This window comes from Microcoleus sp. A2-C3 (assembly GCF_036706065.1).
Lineage (GTDB): Bacteria > Cyanobacteriota > Cyanobacteriia > Cyanobacteriales > Microcoleaceae > Microcoleus.
In genome coordinates this window covers 18,275-43,876 of the sequence record NZ_JAUBVX010000006.1, presented here as the reverse complement: position 1 = coordinate 43,876, position 25,602 = coordinate 18,275, and the positions used below count along the sequence as shown (strand labels likewise).

General features: G+C 47.4%; 23 protein-coding genes and 1 tRNA gene. 10 read left to right on the top strand and 14 right to left on the bottom strand.

Annotated elements, in window-relative coordinates; translation table 11 throughout:
* Positions 1-79 precede the first annotated feature (79 nt).
* Together QUB66_RS05525 and QUB66_RS05520 are read right to left on the bottom strand one after the other, a co-directional pair.
* Positions 80-152 (bottom strand) — tRNA-Thr (locus tag QUB66_RS05525).
* Positions 153-539: 387 nt separating this feature from the next.
* The gene (locus tag QUB66_RS05520) at positions 540-2,699 is read right to left on the bottom strand and encodes a serine/threonine protein kinase (RefSeq protein WP_332966733.1); all 2,160 of its coding nucleotides are present in this window, start codon (positions 2,697-2,699) and stop codon (positions 540-542) included.
* A 354-nt stretch (positions 2,700-3,053) separates the two neighbouring features.
* Here QUB66_RS05520 and QUB66_RS05515 point away from each other — a divergent pair, with 354 nt between their 5' ends.
* The 5 genes from QUB66_RS05515 (at position 3,054) to QUB66_RS05495 (ending at position 12,279) form a co-directional block, all read left to right on the top strand.
* Positions 3,054-4,202 carry a sulfate ABC transporter substrate-binding protein gene (locus tag QUB66_RS05515; RefSeq protein ID WP_332966732.1) on the top strand — a complete coding sequence of 383 codons (1,149 nt, stop codon included), beginning with the start codon at positions 3,054-3,056 and terminating at the stop codon, positions 4,200-4,202.
* A 113-nt stretch (positions 4,203-4,315) separates the two neighbouring features.
* On the top strand, positions 4,316-5,176 hold the full coding sequence (gene cysT / locus QUB66_RS05510; RefSeq protein ID WP_332966731.1) for a sulfate ABC transporter permease subunit CysT: 861 nt from the start codon (positions 4,316-4,318) through the stop codon (positions 5,174-5,176).
* On the top strand, positions 5,166-6,044 hold the full coding sequence (gene cysW, locus QUB66_RS05505) for a sulfate ABC transporter permease subunit CysW (protein WP_332966730.1): 879 nt from the start codon (positions 5,166-5,168) through the stop codon (positions 6,042-6,044). Before cysT ends, cysW begins: the two co-directional genes overlap by 11 nt.
* Before the next feature lie 78 nt (positions 6,045-6,122).
* Positions 6,123-6,482, top strand: a complete 360-nt coding sequence (locus QUB66_RS05500; protein WP_265235491.1) for an NIL domain-containing protein — start codon at positions 6,123-6,125, stop codon at positions 6,480-6,482.
* 445 nt (positions 6,483-6,927) lie between these two features.
* Positions 6,928-12,279 (top strand): SdrD B-like domain-containing protein, encoded by a 5,352-nt coding sequence (locus QUB66_RS05495; protein WP_332966729.1) that lies wholly within the window; start codon positions 6,928-6,930, stop codon positions 12,277-12,279.
* A 92-nt stretch (positions 12,280-12,371) separates the two neighbouring features.
* On the opposite strand, the gene QUB66_RS05490 is transcribed toward QUB66_RS05495, so the two are convergent.
* Entirely contained in the window at positions 12,372-12,752 is a 381-nt protein-coding gene (locus tag QUB66_RS05490; protein WP_332966728.1) for a cytochrome c, read from the bottom strand.
* A gap of 180 nt (positions 12,753-12,932) precedes the next feature.
* On the opposite strand from QUB66_RS05490, the gene petG reads away from it, so the two are divergent.
* A complete protein-coding gene (gene petG / locus QUB66_RS05485) occupies positions 12,933-13,052 on the top strand; it encodes a cytochrome b6-f complex subunit V (protein WP_015174208.1) in 120 nt (39 codons plus the stop codon).
* On the opposite strand, the gene QUB66_RS05480 is transcribed toward petG, so the two are convergent.
* The 10 genes from QUB66_RS05480 to QUB66_RS05435 all read right to left on the bottom strand — a co-directional run bounded on the left by QUB66_RS05480 (position 13,031) and on the right by QUB66_RS05435 (position 22,285).
* The gene (locus QUB66_RS05480; RefSeq protein WP_332971212.1) at positions 13,031-13,324 is read right to left on the bottom strand and encodes a hypothetical protein; all 294 of its coding nucleotides are present in this window, start codon (positions 13,322-13,324) and stop codon (positions 13,031-13,033) included. The genes petG and QUB66_RS05480 overlap by 22 nt on opposite strands.
* Before the next feature lie 45 nt (positions 13,325-13,369).
* Positions 13,370-14,452 (bottom strand): glycosyltransferase family 4 protein, encoded by a 1,083-nt coding sequence (locus QUB66_RS05475; protein ID WP_332966726.1) that lies wholly within the window; start codon positions 14,450-14,452, stop codon positions 13,370-13,372.
* Between the two features lie 98 nt (positions 14,453-14,550).
* A complete protein-coding gene (locus tag QUB66_RS05470) occupies positions 14,551-15,621 on the bottom strand; it encodes a glycosyltransferase family 4 protein (protein ID WP_332966725.1) in 1,071 nt (356 codons plus the stop codon).
* Between the two features lie 288 nt (positions 15,622-15,909).
* The gene (locus QUB66_RS05465; RefSeq protein ID WP_332966724.1) at positions 15,910-18,039 is read right to left on the bottom strand and encodes a glycosyltransferase; all 2,130 of its coding nucleotides are present in this window, start codon (positions 18,037-18,039) and stop codon (positions 15,910-15,912) included.
* A gap of 156 nt (positions 18,040-18,195) precedes the next feature.
* Positions 18,196-18,726: a hypothetical protein gene (locus tag QUB66_RS05460; protein ID WP_332966723.1), complete on the bottom strand. Its 531-nt coding sequence runs from the start codon at positions 18,724-18,726 to the stop codon at positions 18,196-18,198.
* A gap of 108 nt (positions 18,727-18,834) precedes the next feature.
* Entirely contained in the window at positions 18,835-19,905 is a 1,071-nt protein-coding gene (locus QUB66_RS05455) for a glucose-1-phosphate thymidylyltransferase (protein WP_332966722.1), read from the bottom strand.
* 282 nt (positions 19,906-20,187) lie between these two features.
* Positions 20,188-20,898 carry a M15 family metallopeptidase gene (locus tag QUB66_RS05450; RefSeq protein ID WP_332966721.1) on the bottom strand — a complete coding sequence of 237 codons (711 nt, stop codon included), beginning with the start codon at positions 20,896-20,898 and terminating at the stop codon, positions 20,188-20,190.
* A gap of 62 nt (positions 20,899-20,960) precedes the next feature.
* Positions 20,961-21,182: a DUF433 domain-containing protein gene (locus QUB66_RS05445; RefSeq protein WP_332966720.1), complete on the bottom strand. Its 222-nt coding sequence runs from the start codon at positions 21,180-21,182 to the stop codon at positions 20,961-20,963.
* A gap of 129 nt (positions 21,183-21,311) precedes the next feature.
* The gene (locus QUB66_RS05440) at positions 21,312-21,974 is read right to left on the bottom strand and encodes a class I SAM-dependent methyltransferase (RefSeq protein WP_265239272.1); all 663 of its coding nucleotides are present in this window, start codon (positions 21,972-21,974) and stop codon (positions 21,312-21,314) included.
* Positions 21,941-22,285, bottom strand: coding sequence for a hypothetical protein (locus tag QUB66_RS05435; protein WP_265239273.1), 345 nt, complete (start codon positions 22,283-22,285; stop codon positions 21,941-21,943). The genes QUB66_RS05440 and QUB66_RS05435 overlap by 34 nt, the downstream gene beginning before the upstream one ends.
* 43 nt (positions 22,286-22,328) lie before the next feature.
* On the opposite strand from QUB66_RS05435, the gene QUB66_RS05430 reads away from it, so the two are divergent.
* Both QUB66_RS05430 and QUB66_RS05425 read left to right on the top strand, forming a co-directional pair.
* Positions 22,329-22,799, top strand: coding sequence for a MarR family winged helix-turn-helix transcriptional regulator (locus QUB66_RS05430; RefSeq protein WP_332966719.1), 471 nt, complete (start codon positions 22,329-22,331; stop codon positions 22,797-22,799).
* 163 nt (positions 22,800-22,962) lie between these two features.
* On the top strand, positions 22,963-24,645 hold the full coding sequence (locus QUB66_RS05425; protein WP_265239275.1) for an HlyD family secretion protein: 1,683 nt from the start codon (positions 22,963-22,965) through the stop codon (positions 24,643-24,645).
* A gap of 51 nt (positions 24,646-24,696) precedes the next feature.
* On the opposite strand, the gene QUB66_RS05420 is transcribed toward QUB66_RS05425, so the two are convergent.
* A complete protein-coding gene (locus tag QUB66_RS05420) occupies positions 24,697-24,876 on the bottom strand; it encodes a type II toxin-antitoxin system HicB family antitoxin (RefSeq protein WP_332966718.1) in 180 nt (59 codons plus the stop codon).
* Between the two features lie 140 nt (positions 24,877-25,016).
* On the opposite strand from QUB66_RS05420, the gene QUB66_RS05415 reads away from it, so the two are divergent.
* Complete coding sequence (locus QUB66_RS05415) at positions 25,017-25,355, top strand: DUF6972 family protein (RefSeq protein WP_332971211.1); 339 nt, start codon at positions 25,017-25,019, stop codon at positions 25,353-25,355.
* Entirely contained in the window at positions 25,345-25,572 is a 228-nt protein-coding gene (locus tag QUB66_RS05410) for a hypothetical protein (protein ID WP_442923468.1), read from the top strand. Before QUB66_RS05415 ends, QUB66_RS05410 begins: the two co-directional genes overlap by 11 nt.
* Positions 25,573-25,602: the final 30 nt, after the last annotated feature.

Genomic DNA, 25,602 nt, shown 5'->3' with positions numbered 1-25,602 from the left:
GCGGGTGACAAACGCCTTGAGACACGAGACAAAAAAAATAAAGGCTAGAAATTTTATCTAGCCTTTATTTCATTAAATAAGCTGGTGACAAGACTCGAACTTGCGACAGGCTGATTACAAATCAGCTACTCTACCAACTGAGTTACACCAGCAGTGAAAATTAATATAGCAAACTTATCGCCATTAGCGCAACCCCCCCAGCAAACTTTTTTTCAAATTCGCCCAAAACCCATCCCCGTAAGGGACAAACCGGAATTGTCCTCTCTTGAGCTAAATCCCGCAGTCGTGTTTGAGAGTTTTGGACGCACCTATACTCCAGAAACCGGGTTTCTTCCGATATTTCTCGTCACTCAACCCAAATTTTCCCAGAAACCCGGTTTCTAGCCCCAAAATCTCAAATCATATCTAGTCGCGTGGTGGGGGCGGGTTTATATAGATTGTGAGTGGGAATTATAGATTGTTGGTGAACCCGCCCGTACAAGTATTGTGTTAATTAGCGGACAGGCTCTGAATATTGCCAACTGTCAACTGCCAACTGTCTAATCGCAGCGCCAAATCTTAATCGTCTCATCCCCACTGCCGCTGGCGAGTAAATTGCCCGAAGGTGCGATCGCCACCGAGTATACAGTACCCGAATGTCCCTTAAGAGTGCTCAACAGCTCCCCCGTCTGCAAACTCCAAATATTAATCGTATTATCATCGCAGCCGCTAGCCAAAGTCAAACCGTCTCGACTGATAGCCACCGAATCGCCCCGACTCACATAATTCCGCAAAATATGCACAGCCTCATTCATGCCTAAATTCGCTACACCCTTTCCCCTCGCAGAATTAGAATTTAAAATCCGCAACAAACTGCCCGTATGCAAATTCCGCAGCTTAATCGTATAATCATTGCTGACGCTAGCAAGAGTTTGACCGTCCGGCGCGATCGCCACAGAATTCACCCCAACACTCAAACCCGAAAGAGTCCGCAGTAACTTACCACTTTCCACATCCCAAACCTTGCTCGTCGCATCCGAACTGCCACTCGCCAATATCTTACCATCCGGGCTAAAAACCACCGCATTCACATTGTCAGCATGACCCCTCAAAGTCCGTAGCAACTCACCAGTCCGCAAATTCCAAAGCTTAATCGCATTATCAGCCCCACCGCAGCTAGCAATTAGCTGGCCCTTCGGATTAACCGCCACCGAATTCACCTCCATAGAATGTCCCGGAAAAGTACACAATAAATCACCGTTATACAAATTCCAAAACTTAATTGTTTCGTCCGAACTGCCGCTGACCAACATTTTTCCGTCCGAGCTAATAGCCACAGAATTTACGCGATCGGAATGTCCCGTCAGAGTGCCAATTAATTCCCCTGTTTCTAACTTCCAAATCTTAATAGTTTTATCCCAACTGCCGCTAGCCAGAATTTTGCCGTCAGGACTAATCGCCAGAGAATTCACAAACGATGAATGTCCCGGCAGAGTGTATGCGCACCGCCATTTCAGATTTTTAAATTTGTGAGCTAACTCCTTCGCCCGCTTAGCTACCGCCTCAGCTTCCTCTCTGCGTTTGAGTTCAGCCTCTTCCAAACGCTTGCGTTCCGCCCGAGCTTTCGCCTCTCGCAGCGCCAGGCGCCGCATCTCTCCCTTATAGGTTATTCGCTGCTGCTCCTGAATTTCTTTAAGAGTTTCCATATACGGTAACGCCCAATCTTTAGAAAACCATTCTTGAGCAAATTCCGCCTCTAAATTAAATAGCTGAGGTTCGTAAGTAAAATCTATCTTTAAATAATACAAATCAGCTAAAAAAGCCGCCAGTAACTTATGAATTGTCACAATTATTTGCCGAATAATCCGCAGGCTCAGCTTTTCATCTTTCCCCTCCGCCTCCAACTGGTGATAAACCTCTTCCCAGTTCCAAGGCTGCATCGCCACTAGGGAAACGCTCTGATTAATAATTCCCCAAAAACCGACATGAAAATTAACTTCATAATCGCTGATATCGCTGTACAATATAGCAGTTGGTACAGGAGACAAAACAGTCTGCAACCGCTCCACATCAATATCAGAAATCGCGTTTTTGAAATAATCTCCGTAAAACTGAACCGGACAAGATTCTCCGTGCGGGGGGTAATACTGGTTCAAAAAAGTTCTCAACTTAGCCGGGAGTTCGATATTCAGATTGTGGCGAAACGAATCCGGGCAATCTTGGCTAATTTTTGCCGGAGCAACTAACAACAGCAATCGGTGCTGCTGCTGCTGCAAAATCTGTTCAGTTTCCTGTCTGCTCAAATTAGAAAACCAGTTGTCCCTGTCCCAAATAATTTGAATTTCGTTGAGCTTAACTCGAATTGCTTCTGATTGAATCTCCCGCATTAACTCGCGACCAAGCCGGCTAATAGCCCGCTGATCTTTCAATTCTTCTGCCTTAATTCGATTAGCGCGTTCTTCCTTTAGCCTTTCTTCTTCTATACTGGCGATCGCAATTAACTCTTGTTCTCGGGCCTGCTGTCGCTGCAAATATTTAACTTGTGCTTTAATCCAGCGGGGGTCTTTTTTGATTTGCTGGTTCAAAGCAGAAGAACCAGACGGCTCAATTTCTGCATAGCGCTCGTTAATAGCGCTTGCTCCCAATCTTTCTCCCAATTCGCAGGCTACAGGCTTCAACAGTTCAATTAGGGTGTCTGAGACGGGGCGGGGTAATGACATACCAGTTAAAACTTTTTCTTACTTGGGGGGCGATCGCGCGAGTCAGGCGTCTCCCGCTGGGACTCTTGCCGCGATCGCGCTTATTTGGGCGAGGAGCCAGCGCATCCGTAAGGCGTTATCGTGCAGGCTTAGCACCTTGACTCAATCATCGTATTTATACGGTTTACATTTTACCGCGAATCTGGTTCAAAACCACGGATGGTAAGACTTGAGGATTAGTCGATCGATCGCGAGCCCCCCCAATTCATTTTTTTTGTTGCTATTTTTACTTGCGCCTGTTTATAATCGTACTTCACCACCATAATTACGGTATTCCGACCTAATAACCGTAGTTTCTGTAGAGGAACAAATATAATGAGCCAGCGGCAACACCTAACTCAACAATTTCACCGAGCGCAACAGTCACCAGGAGGCAAAAATCAATCGTTGACTTCACTCAAAAGATTCCTGTCCCTATTTTTAGTAGGAATAACTTTAAGTCTGGCCATTGTATCCTGCCAGCAGGGAACCCCCAGCAACCCCGCAGCCACTCCCGGCGCTGGTGCTAGCCCAGGAGCAAACAAAGGCAACATAGAACTAACCCTCGTTTCCTTCGCCGTCACCAAAGCCGCCCACGAAGCGATAATTCCCAAATTTGTTGAACAGTGGCAAAAAGAAAAGGGGCAAACCGTCAGCTTTAACCAGAGCTACGGCGGTTCCGGTTCCCAAACCCGAGCCGTAATTGACGGATTAGAAGCCGACATCGTGCACCTAGCCCTCGCCCTCGATACCGCCAAAATCGAGAAAGCCGGACTCATTGGGCCCGGGTGGGAAAAAGAAGTGCCCAACGAAGGCATCGTCAGCAAATCCGTAGCAGCCATCGTCACCCGCGAAGGCAATCCCAAAAACATCAAAAATTGGGAAGACTTAGCCAAAGACGGAGTGAAATTGATTACCGCCGATCCCAAAACATCAGGCGTGGCTCGCTGGAATTTCCTAGCACTTTGGGGCTCGGTTGTCAAAACCGGAGGCGATGACACCAAAGCATTAGATTTTACGAGCAAAGTCTACAAAAACGTTCCCATCCTGACCAAAGACGCCCGCGAAGCCACCGACGTATTTTTCAAACAAGGCCAAGGTGACGCCTTAATTAACTACGAAAACGAGATTATTCTGGCATCTCAGAAAGGCGAAAAACCGACTTATATTATTCCAGACGTGAATGTGTCGATCGACAATCCGATCGCCATCGTCGATAAAAACGTGGACAAACACGGCACCCGCGAAGTCGCCGAAGCATTCGTCAAGTTTCTCTACACCCCAGAAGCTCAGCGAGAATTTGCTAAAGCAGGTTTTCGGCCAATAGATGCGACAGTCGCCGCAGAAGCAGAATTTGTCCAAAAATATCCCCCCGTCAAAACCCTATTTACAGCTCAAGACTTAGGAGGTTGGGGAGAAATTCAGAAGAAATTCTTTGATGACGGAGCCGCTTTTGACAAAATCCAAGGTTCAATTAAACGCTAATTCCTGAATTACCCCTTCGCAGTCATTACTTACTCGTTACTCGTTTCCAGGCTCTGCTTGGGAACGAATAAATCGGAGTTTATCGGCGTTCATCTGCGGTTAAAAATCACCCTATGACAGTATCATCTCCAGCAACCAACTCTCAATCTGCGATCGCCAACATCAAAAGAGCGATCGGCAAAATCACCCTACCTTGGGGAATCACCATAGGCTACCTCAGCCTCATGCTATTTTTGCCAGTCACAGCCATGCTGCTAAAAGCCAGCACAGCAAACCCCGTCGAATTTTGGAAAATTGCCACAAGCCCGATCGCCCTTTCCGCCTACAACGTCACGTTTTTTACCGCATTAATTGCCGCATTAATTAACGGAGTATTCGGCACATTAATTGCCTGGGTATTAGTCCGCTACGACTTTCCCTTAAAACGGATTGTCGATGCAGCAGTCGATTTACCTTTTGCACTCCCGACATCAGTTGCAGGTTTAACCCTCGCCACAGTTTACAGCGATAACGGCTGGATCGGCGGGCTGTTTGCACCGTTAGGAATCAAGATATCATTCACTCGTTTAGGCGTAGGCGTAGCAATGATCTTTATTTCCTTACCCTTCATCGTGCGGACTGTACAGCCAGTTTTAAACGAAATGGAAAAAGACATCGAAGAAGCAGCTTGGTGCTTGGGTGCTTCTCAATTTCAAACCTTCTGGCGAGTAGTTTTACCGCCACTGTTTCCGTCAATTTTAACCGGAGTTGCCCTCGGATTTTCGCGAGCGGTGGGCGAGTACGGTTCTACTGTAATAGTAGCTTCTAATATACCGTTTAAAGATTTAATCGCCCCTGTATTAATTTTCCAGCGATTAGAGCAGTACGACTATGCAGGAGCCACGGTGATCGGCACTTTCATGTTAGGTATTTCCCTGACAATGTTATTCGCTATAAATTTATTACAATCATGGAGAAGACGCTATGACGGCTGATCTAAATTTATCGAAAGAGTACAATTTTCCACCTAGTGGTTCAGCTCGAAAAAAAGAAAAAGCTTGGGTAAAACCAACTTTGATCGGAATTGCGATCGTCTATCTTGGACTCATCTTATTTATTCCAGCTCTCAACGTTTTTTACCAAGCTTTTAAAAAGGGAGTAGAACCATTTTTTAGCAACTTAACCTCACCAGATTTTCTGTCAGCAGCACAACTTACCCTGCTGATTACACTGATAGTTGTACCTGTAAATACGGTATTCGGTTTGTGTGCAGCTTGGGTTATCGGCCGCAACAAATTTCGGGGACGCACACTCTTAATCAGCATTTTAGACGTGCCATTTGCCGTATCTCCCGTAGTAGCAGGTTTAATGATTGTACTGCTTTACGGTCGCTTGGGATGGTTCGGTCCGTGGCTGGAGAGTGCCGGAATTAAGGTTATTTTTGCCTTTCCCGGAATGGTACTAGCAACTGCTTTTGTCACTCTACCTTTTGTCGCCCGCGAAGTGATTCCTGTTTTGGAAGAAGTGGGAACAGATCAAGAAGAAGCAGCGAAAACTTTAGGAGCAAATGATTGGCAAATCTTCTGGAATGTCACGCTACCGAATATTCGCTGGGGCTTGCTTTACGGAGTAATTTTGACCAATGCTAGAGCAATGGGAGAATTTGGAGCCGTCTCTGTGGTGTCGGGAAATATTGCTAAAAAAACCCAAACTTTGCCTTTGTTTGTAGAGGATGCTTACAAGCAATATGCGACGCAATCGGCTTTTTCTGCTGCGGTAGTTCTCGGTTTGTTAGCAGTTGTTACTCTCGTGCTTCAGGAGATTTTGGAAAAGAAAACTAGCATTAAGGAGGTTGACAGTTGACAGTTGACAGTTGATAGTTGACAGTTGGGTTTTGTTCCTCAACGCAACCTACATTTAAGTAAATATTAGGAGGCTGAAATGTTAGATCAGAATAGTAGCAAATCTGAATTTGAGTCGATCGACAATTTTCACAAAACCCAAGAATCAGATATCCCGCATACTGAGTCAGGAGACAGCAGACCAACTCAAACCCGCATTCGCATTCGTGTTCCTAAAGAATACCATCAGGAACCTGTAATTTCTAACCTGATTTCCGAACACGGTTTGACGGTAAATTTTAATGCTGCTTTGTTGGGTGTAAAAACTTCCGATGATGGTTGGTTTGATTTGGAACTTAACGGTACAAGTCAACAGATTGAAAGTGCTCTGATTTATCTCAACGATTTAGATGTGGAAATATGGAGCAATTCCAATCATCCCGATGAAGAAACTTGGTAATTGGTGATTATTCGCGGTACAGGCTCAGCTTCGCGTTGCCATCAATACCGTAAACAAATAACATCAAATTTTAACTAATGACGCTCGATCGCCATTAGTTATTTTTTTTGCTTGACATTTATGACAAAACGTAGTATTTTATCGAGTCTAATGACATCAAAAACTGCGCGCCAGTCTTCTCAAATATTTTTTTAACAGCCGGAACAATATCCGCCTGGAAAACTTCTACAGAATCAAACTAACTTAGTATATCCTAGGGGAGCATAAAAAAAAGGTTTTGTCAATATTCCATTTAGGTGAAAGTTAGGGCGATCGACTTCGTTGGCGTAGCCCCCATAGGGGCGGGTTTTGCCAACGACTCGCATCCGCAGAGGAATTTGATCGATCGCTGCTGCGTTTGGTTTGTGCTATGAATTTAGTGTGCGTGTACCAGAGGAATTTAATCATGGAACTCTATAAAGAACGGAAACACCAGATAGTTTTTGCAGATTCACAAGTTAAAGATTGCGAAAGTTTAACAGAAACCGCGAATTCCGATACAGAAGTTGTTATCCTGAAGGGCGATCGCGACGGCATCGAGCAAATCGCCGAAACACTTAAGCAGCGGACAAATATTGCAGCCGTCCACATTTTGTCTCACGGCGCAGCAGCCAGCTTGCAACTGGGAACCACAGAACTGAATCTCAGCAATATTGAAAGCTACCGCAATTATTTAGAAACATGGTTTGCTTTGCCAGCAGCCGAAGCAAACTCGAACTCTTCAAATACTGCTAAACCTGAAATTTTACTTTACGGTTGCAACGTCGCCGCCACAGAAGCAGGTGTCGCCTTCGTGGAAAGGCTGAGCCAGCTCACAGGAGCAAATATTGCCGCTTCCGATAACTTGACCGGCAGTGCAGCGCTGGGCGGAGACTGGGTGTTGGAAGTGACTACGGGGAAGATAGAGACGGCTGTGGCGTTTTCCCAAGAGGCGAGGGAAGCATATAGTGGCGTGTTAGGAACCTTTACTGCTACCGACTTCACCACCCTGAAGAACGCCATCCTCTTTGCTAATGTCCTGCCCGATGTTGATGATATCAACATCACTGCTCCTATAACCTTTCCAGTGGGACAAGTTCTGCCTATACTTGCAACCCCTGTAAATTTTGTTGGCAGCACTACGACTGGGATTACGATCGACGGGAACAACAACCCAATTTTCTTTGTTGACAACAGTGCGGCAGTTAATCTCTCTAACCTGACGATCGCCAATGGTCTATCCCAGGGAACTGTCGGCACTCTTGGTGGTGGTGGCGGCGCGGGAGTCGGAGGTGCGCTTTTCATCAACAGCGGCACTGTAAACATTGATAATGTTACCTTCAGCAACAACCGAGCGATCGGCGGTGCTGGGGGTGCAGCCGGAAGTACCGGGGCTGGTGGCAACAGTGGCTTAGCTGCATTCTTTACTACTTCAGGCGGCACCGGTATCGGAGGCGGCCCAGGTACTCCCACTAGCACTGGTGCCACTCCCGGTAGTGCGGGCAGTGGTGCCACTGGCGGTGCTGGCGGCACAGGCGCTACCAGCACAACTGTGGGCGGTCAAGGCGGCCAAGGCGGAGATGGTGGCGGTGGAGCAGCAGGTGGTAGTGGCGGTGCCGGGGGGCCAGGCTTTGGTGCCGGAGGCCCTGGCGGGCCCGGCGGTGCTGGTGGTGCTGGCGTTAACGGCGGCGGCGGCGGTGCTGGTGGTGTTGGCGGTAGTGCTGGCGATGCTGCGACGCTGCGGGGCGCAGGCGGCAATGGCGGCGCTGGTGCCCTGGGCGGTGGCGGCGGCCCCGGTGGTGCGGCAGGTGCGATCGGTGTCACAACCGCTGCCGGTAATGGCGGTGCTGGCGGTACTCTCGGACCAACCACCGGTACTGTGGGTGGTGGCGGCAGTGGTGTCGCACCAGGCACTGGCGGCTTTGGTGGTGCTGGTGCTGTGGGTGCTGCGGGTGCTGGTGGTGGCGGTGCTGGTCTGGGAGGAGCGATTTTTCTCAACAGCGGTACTTTGAAGGTCAGCAACAGCACCTTCAGCAGCAGCCGAGCAACAGGTGGCGCTGCGGGCGGTGCTGGCGCTGGCCCGGGTCAGGGATTGGGCGGTGCAATTTTTCTCAACCAGCTTACTGCAACTGCAACTCTGACTAACACTACGATCACCAGTGACCCCGCAGTAGTCATCGCCCCTCTGCTGAATGCCAGCAATGGCGGCGGCGGAATTTTCAACAACGCCGGAACTCTCACTCTCAACAACACCCTCGTCGTTGGCAATACTTCAGTAGCAGGGAGTGAAGTTATTGGAGCATCCATTAACACCAGCTTCATCGGTACCGGTGTTGCGCTACCTTGGCTCGACCCTGTATTGAAAAATAACGGCGGTTTTGCCCTGACTCACGCGCTGATCGGCGCTCCTACCGCAACCATTCCTGCAACCGTCCTGAATGCTGGTACTCCTGCCCTCGCCCTCAACACGGCTGGTGTAGCCCTCACCGCAGACCAACGGGGTACTCAGTTCGGTCAGCCGTTTGCCCGCACCGTCAACACCACTGTTGACGTTGGTGCTTACGAGTACGGCCCCACCATTACCGGTCAGAAATTCAATGACAACAATGGCAATGGTATTAAAGATGGGGCTGATGCCACCACGACAACTCCAGTCCAAAACTTTACGATTTTCGTAGATGAGAACGGTGACAAGGCCCTGAGTCCAGGGGAAGATAGCGTTATTGTAGCGCTCGGCGGTACTTACACCATCCCCGATACGAAGACAAATAGCCCGATCTTAGAAGTGCCGGTAACTGGTTGGGAGCAGACTCTACCGATTGCGACGGCTACTCCCTACAATACGGGGATTGCAAATCCACCCGCTCAAGACTTCGGCAACTTCAAGCAGATTATCATCAGCGGTCAAAAATTCGAGGACAAAAACGGTAACAGCATCCAAGAGGCAACCGAAACAACGCCGCCAGCAGGCACCACTTGGCAAATTCAGTTAGTTAACTCCGCTACTAACGCAGTTCTGCAAACCGTTCCCACCGATGCCACTGGCAAGTACACTTTCGCGGCAGTAGGCCCCCTCTCAGGAGGCGCTCAATACGTCGTCAAAGAAGTCGCCCAACCAGGTTATACCCAAACCTTCACTCCTACCAACATCACCCCCCTCAGCGGCGTCGATGTCCCGAACGTTAACCTGGGCAACTTCAAAAACATCTCGATCGCAGGCACCAAATTCGAGGATAAAGACGGCAACGGAGTCCTAGATGGGACAGACGGAGCACCGGCAACTCTGTTTGATATTCAGTTACTCAATGCCGCCGGTGCAGTGGTAAAAACCGAAAGTACAACTACCATCGGCAACTACACATTTACCGACATTGGGCCCGGCACATACACCCTAAAGGAAGTGCCAAAGACTGGTTGGCTGCCAACTCTTGCCCCCACTGGCAGCATCACTGCCACCAGTGGCACAGACATCACTAACACCATAACTCCCACAAACTTCGGCAACTTCCAGTTAGGCAAAATCAGCGGGCTCAAATTTAACGATCTCAACAAAAGTGGTGTCCAAGATACTGGCGAACCAGCGCTAGCAGGCTGGACAATCTACCTGGATACCAACAACAACACCGTCCAAGACCAAGTACCAAACGAAACTGGCACCAACGCCGCCGTCACCAATGCCGACGGCAAGTACGAGTTCACCAACCTGGTAGCTGGCACCTACAACGTCCGGGAAGTGCCACAAACCGGCTGGACGCAAACGGCTCCGGCTGCCCCGGGCGCGTTTACGATCCCCGTCACCAGCGGTACCGACTCCCAAAACAACAACTTCGGCAACTTCAAGCCGAACACGATTAGCGGGCTGAAATTCAACGACGCCAACAACAGTGGCTTTAAAGATCCCGAAGAAACAGGACTGGCCAACTGGCAATTCTTCCTCGATACCAACAAAAACGACACCCTCGACACCGGGGAACCGACCGCCCTCACCGATGCCACTGGGAATTACAAATTCCTGGAGTTGCCAGCAGCAACCTACACGGTGCGGGAAGTCTTGCAGGATACTTGGACGCAAACTACGCCCAACCCGGCCGATATCACTGTCACCAGCGGTCAAGACATCGTTAACATTAACTTCGGCAACTTCCAGTCGAGCACCATCAGCGGTCAAAAATTCAATGACCTCAACAACAACGGCGTTAAGGATGCCGGAGAACTGGGGCTGCAAAACTGGCAAATATTCCTCGACAGTATCAATCCCGATGGCGTCTTTGAGCAGGGCGAACCGACTACCATCACCGATGCCACGGGCAACTACACTATCAAGGACATACCCGCAGGTACTTTCCAGGTAAGGGAAGTCCAGCAAACAGGCTGGACGCAGACGACGCCTAACCCCGCCCCCGTTACGGTTAAGCCCGCAGATAAAATCACGGGCATTGACTTCGGTAACTTCCTGCCCCAACCGGGCACGATCCGAGGTCTGAAGTTCCGAGACACCAACAACAATAAGATTCAGGATGCTGGAGAACCGGGTTTAGCCGATTACCAAATTGTGTTAACCAACCTCGCAGCTCCAACCCCAGGAGCTCCTGCTATTGTTCCTGTTACTACCACCACAGACGGCAGTGGCAACTATCTGTTCACGAACCTAACGCCGGGAACCTACCGCGTCCGGGAAGTCCAGAAATCTGGGTTTACCCAAAGCACCGACAACCCCACCGACATCGCGCTGACTTCGGGTCAGATTGTCACCGGCATCAACTTCGGGAACTCCCCGACGCCGACACCTATAACGCCGACACCGACACCGACACCGACACCGACACCTATAACGCCGCTGCCGACACCGACGCCGACACCTGCACCGACGCCGCCAACACCACCGACTCCTGCACCGACGCCGCCAACACCGCCGACTCCTGCACCGACGCCGACTCCTGAACCGACGCCGACGCCGACTCCTGAACCGACGCCGACGCCAACACCTGTAGGGACAGATTTGGTTTGCCCTGATCCATTCCCCAGGATTGTGGCTCCCAATCTGCCTGCAACTCCTTCACGGGGTAATGTGATCAATGGCCCTAACGGCGACGATACGATCGTGGGCAGTGCCGGCAGTGACTCGATCTTCGGATTGGGTGGCAACGATTTGATTTTTGGCCTACAGGGGGGCGACTACATCAATGGCAATACGGGCAACGATACCGTCTACGGAGGCATCGATAACGACACTCTCTTTGGCGGTAAAGGCTTTGACCTGATTTTTGGCGATCGCTCGAATGATACGATTTACGGCAATCGCGGCAACGACTCGCTCAGTGGCGACGAAGGCAATGACGTATTGTACGGTGGCAAAGCCGACGATGTAATGTTGGGAGGCGCTGGCGACGACGTGCTGTTTGGCGATGAGGGTAATGACACTCTCTGCGGCGGTGACGGTAACAATACCTTACTGGGCGGTAGTGGCGATGATGTACTCTTTGGTGGCACCGGCGATGACTTGCTCTTTGGCGGCATTGGCAATGACACCCTGATCGGTGGTAGCAACCGACAAGACTTTGTATTGGCAGCGATTCAGGGAACTGACACGATTATCAACTTTGCGCCAGAATTGGATTCGATCCAGTTGGTGGGAGGCTTGGACTTCAGTCAACTGTTGTTAACCGAAACTAACGGCTCAACTGCGATCGCGATCGCCAGCACTAACCAGACTTTGGCTATATTGGGGGGCATACTGCCGGGCCAGTTATCGGCGAGCAGTTTTAGCTTGCTGGTTTAGTCCGCACTCCTCCTCCGGGTGCGCATTGCGCACCTTACTCTTACCTGGACAAATCGGGAGCAGGGGAACGAAATTTCGTTCCCTTTTTTTGTTTACATTTGTTCGAGATATTTCAGCAAGTCGGCCATTTCTTGCGGACTCGGCTGAAACTGGGGCATTGGTGGGGTTCGCCCGCTGGTGACTTGGCGGATCAGCTCGAATTCGGATTTGCGATCGGAAACTCGCTGCAAGTTGGGCCCGACTTGAGTATCTCCAGCGGATATGTGACACCCCGCACAGTTCATTTGAAAGATGGCGGAACCCTGAAACTGGTCGCCAGTCAGGGACATTACGCTTCTGACGTAGGGATCGGCGACTTGAAACTGACGAATTGTCAGACTCGCCAATATGATGGCAAGCAACACCGCGATCGCAAATATGGCAATTCGCTCGATCGGGTTCTTAATTTCATTCGTGGCAAGTTGGTGATTCAAAGGAGTTCAATTTAAAAAACTATCTACAAGAAAATTTATTTCTCATAACATAGCTTAATCCTTCCCAGCCGGGATATCAAGTTCTGAGACCCCGGAAGGCCCAAGAATGCGAAACTTCAACTGTGTAAGTGCTGGTAATATTAAAAATAGATTGTTAAATCTTAACGTTAAGGAGCTCTCATGGTAGAACCGCTACTTTCAGGTATTGTTCTGGGTCTAATCTTTGTTACTCTGTCGGGGCTGTTTTTTGCTGCTTACCAGCAGTACAAGCGCGGCGATCAGTTGGGTATCAACAAGTAGAAGGGCTGACAGTCCCTCGGTGAGGCGAGGGGGAGATGGGGAGAGAGGGAGATGGGGAGATGGGGAGATGGGGAGATGGGGAGATGGGGAGATGGGGAGATGGGGAGATGGGGAGATGGGGAGATGGGAAAAATCTTCCGTCTTCCGTCTTTCTTCTTCCGTCTTCCGTCTTCCTTCTTCCTTCTTCCTTCTTCCGTCTTCCTTCTTCCGTTACAAAATCCGCTGCCGAACTTCCCTCTTCCTCCTGTCAACTGACAACTGACAACTGACAACTGACAACTGACAACTGACAACTGTCAACTGTCAACTGTCAACTGTCAACTGTATCGATCGAGAATAGCAGCAGTTTCCCGGCCCGTTTTTTCCCAGCTAAACTTTTGTGATCTGGCCAAACCGAGTTCCCGCAAGTGCGATCGAGCTTTGGTATCTGTTGCCAGCTCGTGCATAGCAGAGGCTATTTCCTGGACACTGTACGGATTGACTAACAGTGCGCCATCCCCCGCGACTTCTGGCATCGAAGACAGGTTAGATGTGATCACAGGAGTGCCACAGGCCATTGCTTCGAGCACCGGGAGACCGAATCCTTCCCAAAGACTGGGGAATAGCAGGGCGATCGCCCGGTTGATGACTTTGGGCAAATCAGCCGCGGGGAGGTAATTTAGGAATTTTACGCGATCGCACAATCCCAATTCTTGAACCTGCGCCTTCAGCAGCGGCGTATAACGTTTATCTTCCGATCCTGTAATCCACAATTCGTACTCGGAATTATTAGGTAAAGCCGCAAACGCTGCGACAACTCGCTGCACGTTTTTATGGGGATTATGGCGGCCCATATACAGAAAATAATTGCTAGTTGGCAAGTCTAGAAACTTAAAAAAACTGGCATCGTAGCCGGGAAAAATTGGCGAAATCAAAGAACTGGGAATATTGCAAAAATTAATGAGATCATTGGCGGTTGATTCGGAATCGCAGATGATATGTTCAGCCTGCCGCAACACTTGGGGAATGTAATACTTATGATAAGGTGTCAGCGGATCGAAGCGTCGGGGAAATCGTAGGGCTATTAAGTCGTGTACTGTAATTATATAGCGACAATTGGAAAATAAAGGAGCTTCGGGAATTGGGGAAAATAAAAGATTAGATTTTAGCTGTTTGTAAATTTTGGGGATTTGGGTTTGTGTCCACAGCAATCGATTGATGTGTCCTCTGCTTCCTTGTTCTGGTGTGAGGTTGGCTGGGATTTCGTAGCAGTTATTATTGGGAAATTTTTGGGCGGTGAGTAAAGTTGGGTTGAGGGTTTTTAGGTGGGGAAATAGGTTTTTAGCGTAGATGGCTAATCCGGTTGGTTCGGAAATTAGGAAGGAAAGATTAATTAGCAGATTAGATTGGGAATTTGGCATGGGATAATATGAGGATTGCGGTTTTTGGCTGGGATTTTTTTTGATTAACCGCAGAGGGCGCAGAGGGCGCAGAGAGGAGAAAGTAAGAGAGGGAAGATTTAAAGATATTGTTGTAAGATGTTGGCGGTTGCTGTTCCGGTTTTGTGCCAGCTAAATTCGGCCGATCGCGCTAGACTAGCTTTTTTTAAGTGCGATCGCACTTTTGAATCTGTGGCTACCGTTTGCATAGCGTGGGCTATTTCTCCGACGCTGTAGGGATTGACTAATAATCCGGCATCTCCGGCTACTTCTGGCATCGACGAGAGGTTGGAAGTGATGACTGGTGTACCGCAGGCCATTGCTTCTAAAATCGGCAAGCCAAAGCCTTCCCAGAGTGTGGGAAATACTAGGGCGATCGCCTGATTCATCAGTACGGGCAATTGCGAATAGGGCACGTAACCGAGAAACTTTACCAAAGATTGTAAACCCAATTGTTCAACTTGTGCGATCGACTGCGCTGTGTAAGCGTTGGGAGGCCCAGCCAGCCACAATTCGTAGTTTTTGCGATCGGCTAAACTCGCAAATGCAGCAATTAATCTTTCCAAGTTTTTGTAAGGATCGTGTCTGCCGGTATAAAGAAAATAATTTTTAGCTGGTAAGTCGAGATATCTAAAATTAATATTATCGCAAGCTAGGGGAATTGCGGTCATTTTTTGACGCGGAATTTGGTAAAAATTAGCAACATCTGTCGCCGTTGCTTCAGAATCGCAAATAATGTGTTCTGCTTGCCGTAAAACGTGCGGTATGTAGTAGCGAAAATAAGCAGTCAAGCGGGAGAATTTTTGCGGAAATCGCAAAGGAATTAAATCATGAACTGTCACGATGTAGCGACATTTGGAATACAAAGGTGCTTCGGGAATTGGCGAAAAGATTAGGCTTGACTGCAATTTATCGTAAATTTTAGGTAAGTCAAATTGAGTCCACAGCAGCCTGTTAATTTGCCCCTTCGGCCCTCGATCCGGTCTGATGTTGTCTGGGATTTGATAACAAGTATAATCGTCAATTTGCTGGGAAGTAAGTAATGTTGGTTCTAGTTTTTGAAGTTGCGGGAAGAGATTAGCTGCATAAGTCCCGATTCCCGTGGGTTCGGGAGTTAGGAAGGATAAATTGATTAAAAGTTGATTGGACACGCTTTGAGTAAAAATAAACTTTAATTGGAAGAAGACAAGGCGGTTGAAACCGCGTCTATACAAACAAAACCCGGATGGTGCGCGGGTTGAAGATCGGATGGGGTTAAAATATGTTATCTTCTTTCTTCAGTCCGCGGAGGCGGACATCGTTTGTTTAGGCGCGGTTTCAACCGCCGTCTACGTTTCTGTTCGTTGCTCGAATCCTCGACTTTCAGGTAGAGGTCAACTGTCAACTGTCAACTGTCAACTGTCAACTGTCAACTGTCAACCGCATCCATATCTGTATGCTTAAGGTCGATCGAGCATTTGAGCAATATCGCCTGGATTTGGCAGCCGAATTGTAGCATATTCCTGGTGAATAATCTCAAAAAAACTCTTGACTTTGTGTTCAAAAGGTGCGAGTCTAAAGTTCTGACTGCGTTGCTGTGCACCAGCTTGAAGTTCCGCAAGCAAATCTGGATTGACAATTAGTTGATGTGAATAGCGACACAGTTCCTCAACCGTATTGAACAAAAAGCCCGATCGCCCGTGTTCGACAATTTCCGGTTGTCCGCCACCACAAAAGGCGATCGGAGCACAACTGTTTTGCATTGCTTCCACCGTCGCCATCCCAAAATGTTCAAACCTTTGGGGATTGACTTCACCCAAACCGCAACCATGCCAAAATATACTCGCTTTAGCATAAAGCGATTTAACCTCATCCAATTCAGCATTGACTTTAAGTTCGATCGCCCTTGAATCCTGCTTTAATAAATTCTCAACCGTCTTTAAATAAGGATTTTTCGGAACACTACTACCCGCTAAAATTAGCCGCCATCCTTGAAGTTGATCGGGGTAATCTGCTAACAAACTGCGGAAAGCTTCGATTAACTCAATTTGCTTTTTTGTTCCCCCAGCTTCAAACTGTCCCACAGCTAAAATTATCTTTTCCTTCGGCACTTTAGCTGTTGCCATTTCCACGGGCGGATACAGCATAAAAGTTGGCTGCAAGTTCCAACGTTTCTCCAGCCACTTGACAGTAAATTTGCTGTTTGCAATAATGAAAGTGTAGTCATCGACAGCAAAGTGACGGTTGCGAAAAGTATTCGGAAAGTGGCAGAAAAATACTGATATTGGCGACAGCGGTTTCACTTTTTCGAGTTGGTTGGCGTTGAGAAAAATATCATAATTTTTGCTTTCTCTGGCAATTTCATCAAAGGGATTTTCCATATCCTCGGCGATGATGCTGGAATCAATACACTGCATTCCGCGTTTCTCGTAAAAAGCCAAGGGAATAATTTTGATTTTGCATCCTGAAAGGTTAAGCCCATACCACGATTCTAAGTCGGAAATAGCAACCAGTTTGTTGGCGATGAAGGTAATGTCAAATTCATTTTGCAGCAGCGAGGCGATGGTAGCGACGTATTTTTGCCCGCCGCCGATAAAATGCAGTCCGTGATCGTAAATTGCGATCGACATTTTGCGATCGCCCCGCACAACCTGCAATCGAGGTAAAATGCGATCGACTTTCATTCTACTGTAAATCACCGCCAACTTTTCCGACAACTGCGGCAGTATAGTAGCGACGATTTCCGGTGGCTGATAATCTAGCAGTTTTTTAATCGCCACAAACAAACTCTCGAACAGCAAATCGTACTGTTTGTTAGTAAAAAAATCCGACGTATGAATTGCTTTAACTAATTGCAAAGGTTCGTGTTTCGCCAAATACAAAAACCGATTACGATTGCAGAAATACTCGGTAAGTTTACTACCTTTACTCGAACCGCGATACTCATGATGGGCGATAGCTGCGGGAGTATAAAGCATTTTCCAACCGCGTTTGTGGCAGCGTTTGGCAAACTCTACATCTTCAAAATACATCACAAAATCTTCATCAATCGGCCCGACATCTTCCAGACATTCCCTGCGAAAAAGCACCGCCGCCCAACAAAGTCCTTCTACTTCCCTTTCTGTATTATACTGTCCCGCATCTTTCTCCCCAAAACCGACATCTTGCCAATAAAAATTAGGTAATTGCTGAATGCCCGCGCTGTTAATTCGCCCGTCTTTAAACAGCAATTTGCCGCTAGTTGCACCGACTTTATTGTCAGTTTCTAGTCGTTTAACTAATATTTCCAGCCATTGACTGTCAAGGGTAGCATCGTTATTCAGAAAGCCGATATATTGCCCTTTTGCTTCGCTGATGCCGAGGTTGAGGGCTTTAGCGAAATTGTTGGCGGTATTCACAAATATACGAACTTTTGGGAACAGTTCGTGTAAAGCATTAACCGAATCGTCTTGAGAGCAATTATCAATTACAATTAAATCAAGTTGTGATTCTGGATACGCAAGTTTTTGTAGAGATTTTAAGCAATCTTTGGTGTGGCGCAGACCGTTATAGTTGACTATAATTAACGAGCATATTGGCAGTGTGTTCATTCAATTGACAGTTGACAGTTGACAGTTGACAGTTGATAGATGAGGGCGACCTCTATCTGGAAGGAAGAGGATGGGAGTAATGAACAGTCTGATTTTAATTTCTAGCCTTTAAGGGTTCCGGCTTTAAACCAATTCTTTCTGGTCATTTTTGATGTTTTAGTGCGTCCGATCGCCCAATTGAGCGGTAATCTCCCCTAAAATAGCAGTATGTTGCTGCTGGACTGCTTTGATTTGCTCTATTTCTGACTGAAAAGTTGCGATCGCCCTTTGTTGAGTCTCAAGCTGCGCTGTCACTTCGGGAGATCCGCCACTTAATTCCGATGTAAGTTTTCTCTCTAGAGTTTGTTGATTTTCTTGCAATTTTTGCAACTGTATGCTCAAGGTTTGCACAACACGGGTATTAGCAAAGTTGTAAATTACTTGTCTGTCTAGTATCGGCTTGAGCAATTTTCGGACGATTTTTCTAACGGCAATTACTACGGAACCTAGCCGCCTTTGGTAAGATGTAATTGGAATGTTATAAATGTCAAAGCCCGCTTTGAGAAGGGCAATGTCTTCGTCATCTTCATTTTGGGCTGCACTATTTACTCTTTCCGACAGCAGCGAATCAGCAATACCAATTCGCGGCTCCAAAGTTTGGCGCAATTTATCTATAATTTGTTGAGTTGGTATTTCTTCGTACTGCAATCTTTCGCCTCCTTTAAATATAATGTGCGCAGAGGCGCACCATCTCGTAGACGTAGCAACGCGCACCATCTGGTAAATTACCCCTACGAGAATAGTGCAAATCTCAACTTAAACTAACTCAATTTGACTGTCATCACCAATCATAAACCGCAGAGCTTTCGGACGCGGCGGCGCATTCGTGATTTGAGCCCGCTGCCCGATCACGCTGTCAACAATTCGCTGGTGAATGCCAACTATTTTCGCCCCTTGCAATATTACACTATGTTCGATATCCGCATCAATCATCGTCACGCGATCGGCAATACTGCTGTAAGGCCCAATAAAGGAATTTTCAATGCGGCAATTTTCCCCAATTACCACTGGCCCGCGAACTTTAGAATTAATAATTTCCGTTCCTTCGCCTACTTGCACTCGCCCGATAATTTGGCTTGTAGCGTCTACTTTTAATTCAGTTGAAGCTACGATACTATCTAAAATGATTTGGTTGGCACTCAGCAAATCATCTTTTTTCCCCGTATCCAACCACCAACCCTCTAAATTGCAGGCTTCTACGTGTTTTTTCTGATTGATCAACTGTTGAATGGCATCAGTAATTTCCAGTTCACCGCGGGGCGAAGGTTGAATTTGATCGATCGCCTCGTGGATACTAGGAGCAAAAAAGTAAATCCCCACCAGTGCTAAATTCGATGGCGGAACTTTTGGTTTTTCTACTAACTGTAATACTCGCCCATTTTCATCAACTTTGGCAACACCAAAAGCTGAGGGATTTGGCACTGGGCGAAGCAAGATTAGAGCGTCTAGTTTTTGCTTGTTAAAAATCTCTAAAAACGGATCTAACTGATTTTGAATTAAGTTATCTCCTAAATACATGATAAACGGACAATCGCGCAAAAATGGTCTAGCAATTTTCACCGCATGAGCAAGTCCCGCCGGCTCATTTTGCAAAATATAAGTAATTTTTGCACCGAAGCGAGATCCATCTCCAGTTTTTACCTTCACCTCTTCGCCAGTTTCAGGACTAATAATAATCCCAATATCCGTAATCCCAGCCGCCACAATTCCTTCAATTCCGTACCACAGTATCGGCTTATTTGCCACAGGAACCAACTGCTTAGCACCCGTATAGGTTAGGGGACGCAAGCGTGTTCCTTTGCCGCCAGAGAGGATGAGTGCTTTCATTGGGTGAAATCTAAGTTATCCTTTAGGGTTTGCAGTGCTGGCTTGATTTGCTGCACTTGTTCGCTCTAGTTAATTTTAAAGCACCGTTACCCCGCTGGCAATAGCCTCGAAGAAGGAAGAATTGACAGTTGACAGTTGACAGTTGACAGTTGACAGTTGACAGAAGTAATAAAAGTAGGGTTTTCAGGAATCAAGAAGGTTCTCAGTATCTTAGCGGTTGCAATCCAAATGATTTATGTCGATCGAACCTTCAGTCATCTAAAATCTAACATCTAAAATGGTTTAATAGCGACCGTATCGGGCCACAAATTGATTACCACTATTGTTTTGATTTGTCAACCAAGCCCACATCTGATCGCCCAGAGAAAAGTGCCACCACTCGTTAGGATGCTGCTGAAAACCAGCAGCTATCATCGCATCTTTTAAGATTTGCCTGCGCAGGTGATATTCCTGTTGTTGCGGTTCCTTGCTATTACTAAAATAATCGGGATAAGAACGTTCCGATATTTCATCAATCGGAGAACCCATATCAATTTGCCGATTATTTTCATCCACTAAAGTTACATCTAAAGCTGCACCGGTACTGTGAGGAGGAGGCGTAGTGCGATCGAGGCTCGGTACGGCCCAAAATTGATATACGTGTTCTATAATTACTTGCCGTTTGTCTTCAGAAACCGGAAATTCGCAGCCTTGAGCTACGGCAATTTGATTAAAAGTATAATCTACCATAAATTGTTGGACTTCCACCGGCCGGTAAGCATCAAATATCAGAATTTTCCAATTTTTATAATTATGCTGTAGTTGGCTTTTAGCTACTACTAAACTATCTACAACTCCTTGGCGTAAATAGTAAGGCGAATCTGCTTTGCTGTTGTGATACGGAGCACCCAACTTTTGATAAGGGTGCGGCGTTTCAAAGGCAAAATGTTCTGGTGGAATTGGCACTAAAGGCTCGCCGCATTCATCGATCGCGATTTGCTGATATGGTTTCATATCAAGGTGTTACCGTACTTGATTATTACTAAAAAATAGGTTCGTAGTCAGGACTTTAGTCCTCAAACTTTGATGAAGACTAAAGTCATCACTACAAACACTATAGCAGCTAGAATATCTTCATGTTCTAAATCGTCATAGTCATCTATAATTTCTTTAGCATTCATACCTGAACTAAGTAATTCAATAATCAACTCTACTGGATATCGGAGAAAGCGAATACAGGGTTTTCCGTGACCGATATTTGGATCGAGTGTGATGCGTTGCAAAAGTTGGTTTTCCATATTTTAGAAGCAACTGCTAAATATATTCTAACTTAAAAAAGCGGAGCTTTCGATCGGTTTATAGTAAGGACTTTAGTCTTTATAAAAATCAGCGGACTAAAGTCCTCACTACAAACCTTAAAAAAAATCTTAACTTTGGCGATAAGCAACTACCGCATAAAACGGATCGCCGCTTCCTATTCGCAGCATTTGCATAAAACTCGGCAAGTTAGCCTTGCGAACAATTACTTCCGGCTTGCTAAATCCGGGTATATTCGTTCCTTTGACAGAATCAAAGTAACCCTTGACTAATTGTACCCGATCGCCCTCCGAACCTTCCCGCCAAGCCGCAATGGCTTTTTGATAAAACATCCGGTTGGAAAAGCTCATAATTGCTACGCCTCCGGGCTTCAAAATGCGGTGAATCTCGGCAAAAATCGCATCCGGGTGTTGCAAATACTGTACCGAAACACAGTTGACAACAGCGTCAAACTCTGCATCCGGCAGCGGCAATTTAGGATTTGCGTTCAAATTCTGTACAAAATAATGATTCAGTCTGCGATTCTTTGCCAACTCCTCTTGATTCATCCCGTGTCCTTCGACATGGGCAAATTGCATCTCGTCGGGGAAGTGAGAAACCCAACTGCTCATCATATCAAAAATCCGAGTATTCGGTTTCAGCCGTTCCCGATACAAATCGGTTAGTTGCTGAATAAATCCCTCGTCTACGTGCGTCACAAACCGGGGATCGGAGTAAAACAGTGTGTCGTCGGTGTCGTCTAACTTGGTGCGCTTAGAGGCTGGAAGCAACATAAATTCAGATCTGAAACTAGATTTACCCTTTCTAGTTTAAGAACAATTAAGAATTGTAAACACACTTCCCAAGGCGGACATCCGGCATTTGGGTGGTTGAGAGTGCGATCGATCGTAGTATTGACAGCTACACATCCCTCAATAACCTGTTTGATCACAGGCAAGATGCCTGTGCCACTGCCAAATTCAGGTATTGTGGAATGTTTGATCACAGGCAAGATGCCTGTGCCACTGCCAAATTTAGGTATTGTGGAACGGGCCGGAGAGCCCGCAGAGCCAAAACCCTGGTCATACCCCTTGACATCTCCCAAAAAACATCTTACACTGATAATACGAACGCGAAGTAATAAACCTATGGTTACTACATCCACTGTCGATCGCACAAATCTAGCCCAGTGGCACGACGTTCTCGCCCCCCACAGCCTGGGCTACCGGATCAAACTGCTGGCACAGCTAGGTAGTCGCAGGCTACAAGAAGGACTCGAACCTTTTGGGCTGACACCTTTTCACTGGCTGGTACTGTGTTGCTTGTGGCAAGAAGACGGTTTGCCAACTTCTAGCATTGGCGACAAACTGCAACAGGTAGGCGGTACACTGACAGGCGTACTCGATCGCATGGAAGAAAGAGGCCTAGTCCGCCGGGAGAGAGACACGCGCGATCGCCGGATTTGGCGCATTTGGCTGACCGACTCCGGTACCCAAATGCAAGAGGTATTGCCCCCGTTGGTAGCTGTAATCCGCGATCGAGCTGTCGAAGGCATTCCAGAAGCCGATCGAGAACTTTTTTCTAAATTGATCGATCGGGCGATTCTCAATCTGTCCTAAACCGACAAATCGCTCTTTCGAGTGAAGCGCAGCAGCATCTACCACCCCTACACTACAAATAACCGAAAAATACTACGCACCCTTAAAACAAGCAGTCTTACTAAATAAAAACTACGTACCCTAAACAAACGACATCTTACTAAAGAATCAGGAGTCAAATACCATGAAAGACACAAACGAAATCAACCAAGCAGAATTCAACGGCAACGGCAACGGCAAAGCAGTAGCTGTATTAGAAAAGCCGATCGACGACACCATAGCAAAAAGCCTACCAGTAATCCCCGCCCCAGAAACAGAAGTCAGCGATCCCGCCGAGCTCAAAACCGGCCCCGAAACAGAAATCCAAGCACCCCTGGCACCGTCGGAAAAACCGAAGAAAAAAGCCCCAAAAGTGTTGATTTTAGCAGCGTTGGGCATTGGGGCGATCGCAGCAGGCAACTTCGGATACCACTACTGGCAATACGCCTCCATCCACCAAGAAACCGAAAACGCTACAGTTGCCGGACACATCCACCAAGTCAGCAGCCGCATCAACGGTACTGTCGGCGAAGTCTTAGTACAAGACAACCAACAAGTAAAACCCGGCCAACTGCTGATCAAACTTGACCCCCGCGACTACCAAGTTAAAGTCCAACAAGCCCAAGCAGCCTTAGAAAACGCCCGCCGCCAAGCTGAAGCAGCCGAAGCGAATATTTCCCTAGCCTCTCAAACCAGCCAAGGGAAAACAGCCCAAGCCCAAGGAGATATCGGCAGCGCCAACGCAGCCATTTCCACAGCCCAAGCAGCAATTAGAGAAGCTCAACAAGGCGTACCCGCGGCCCAAGCCGCAGTCGCAGAAGCTGAAGCTGGCGTGCCCGCAGCGCAAGCCAAAGTCGCCCAAGCTGAAGCCGGAATTCCCCAAGCTGAAGCCAAAGTGACGGAAGCGAAAGCAGGTATTGCCGCAGCGCAAGCTGAGTTAGTGCAAGCGCAAGCTAATCTAGTGAAAACGCAAGCTGATTATAGACGCTACGAAAGTTTGCAGCAAGAAGGTGCGATCGCCCGCCAGCAATTAGACGCATCGAAAGCCGCCTACCAAGTAGCCGTTGGCCAAACCACCGCAGCCCAACAAGGAATTGCTCAAGCTAGAGCGCGCTTAGCCCAAGCTAAAGAAGGCGTAACCGCAGCCCAAGCAGGAGTAGCCCAAGCTCAAGAAGGGGTAAAACAAGCTGAATCCCAAGTAGCGCGCGCCCAAGTTGGCATCGCCACCGCGCAAGCTAAAGTCGCTGTAGCGCAGGAAGGTATCACCACCGCGGCTGCTAAGCTTGCTACGTCGAAGGGCGGATTGCAACAGGCTGAAGCTACGGGTGAGCAAACTAAGGTCAGTCGATCGCAGTATGATGCTGCTAAGGCTGCGATCGGGCAATCGGAAGCCTCGGTTAAAGACGCTCAACTGCAACTTTCCTACACGAATATCACTGCACCCGCCGCTGGACAAATCGGGCGCAAATCCGTTGAAGTGGGGCAGCGGGTGCAGCCGGGAACTCCGTTAATGGCGATCGTAAGTAACGATTTGTGGGTAATTGCTAACTTCAAAGAAACGCAATTGGCAAACATGAAACCAGGCCAAAAAGTAGAAATCAAATTAGATGCTTTTGGTAGCCGTAAATTTGAAGGCCGTCTCGATAGTTTCTCCCCAGCTTCTGGCGCTCAATTCTCCTTATTGCCTCCCGACAATGCAACGGGAAACTTTACTAAAGTCGTGCAGCGGATTCCGGTGAAAGTTGTGTTTGATGCCGAAAGTATTAAAGGTTATGAATCGCGGATTGCACCGGGGATGTCTGCTACCGTAAACGTTGAATTGAAATAAAGCCATGCCAGGGCGGGTTCACCAACAAGCATCTGCCAATAATTGACAATCTCAAAAACCCACCCTGGCCGGGGTATTATACTCTTCTAGATAAAGTCTTGTCGCTTCTTTGAGATTGGCGATCGCTTCTTCAATGGTTTCGCCCTGATCGACTGTGCCGACTTCTGGACATTCGGCAATATACATATCTTCTTCTTTATAAATGATGGCTGTGAAGCTTTGAGTGCTCATAGGTTTTTTGCTTCTTCCATCATCAGAGGTTGCTTGCTTTCTATTACCTAGTTTATCTCGGATGAATCATTTTTACAAGTATAGGGTTGAAATGGGCGATCGCGTGATTTAATGATACTTGTATGTTTGACAATTAATTGATGAGTGGAATTAATCGGCAAATTACCCTTGACAGCAGGCACATTGCTAAACACTTGCCAGACACGCCACAAATGAGAAGACTGCTTAATAAAGGACGTGCTGCTCATATTTTTAACAATGAGGCTACGATGAATCAGGTAGCTCAAGCCATAATAGAAGAGGGAGAATTTACAGATAGGATTCGGGGCTACGAGCGTTATGGTATGTTCTTCCTTGAATCAATTGGTTATAGAGTTGACCCGGACGGTAGCCGTCTTTTACTTTATTACGGAGAGATAAAAGTTGATGCAGAAAACCGATACCACGTTACTCCCCGCACCCGACCCAGTGAACAATAACTGGGAGTTTACAGAAGTATGGCTCGATCCAAATCTTTCACCTCCTTATCTGCTTTTGTTACTAAGTGACGCTGAGGGGAATTGTCGAATATACGATCCGGCTGAGCGTTATAAAGTTGTGTTTTCTAGTAAGAGTTATGATGAGGCACAGTATTGGCTTTTAGAGGATGAGTATGAACCCGTAGAAGGGCGGCTGAGAATGTCGGAGTTAGTTTGAATAGTTGATGTTGAAAGGGCGATCGCGGGC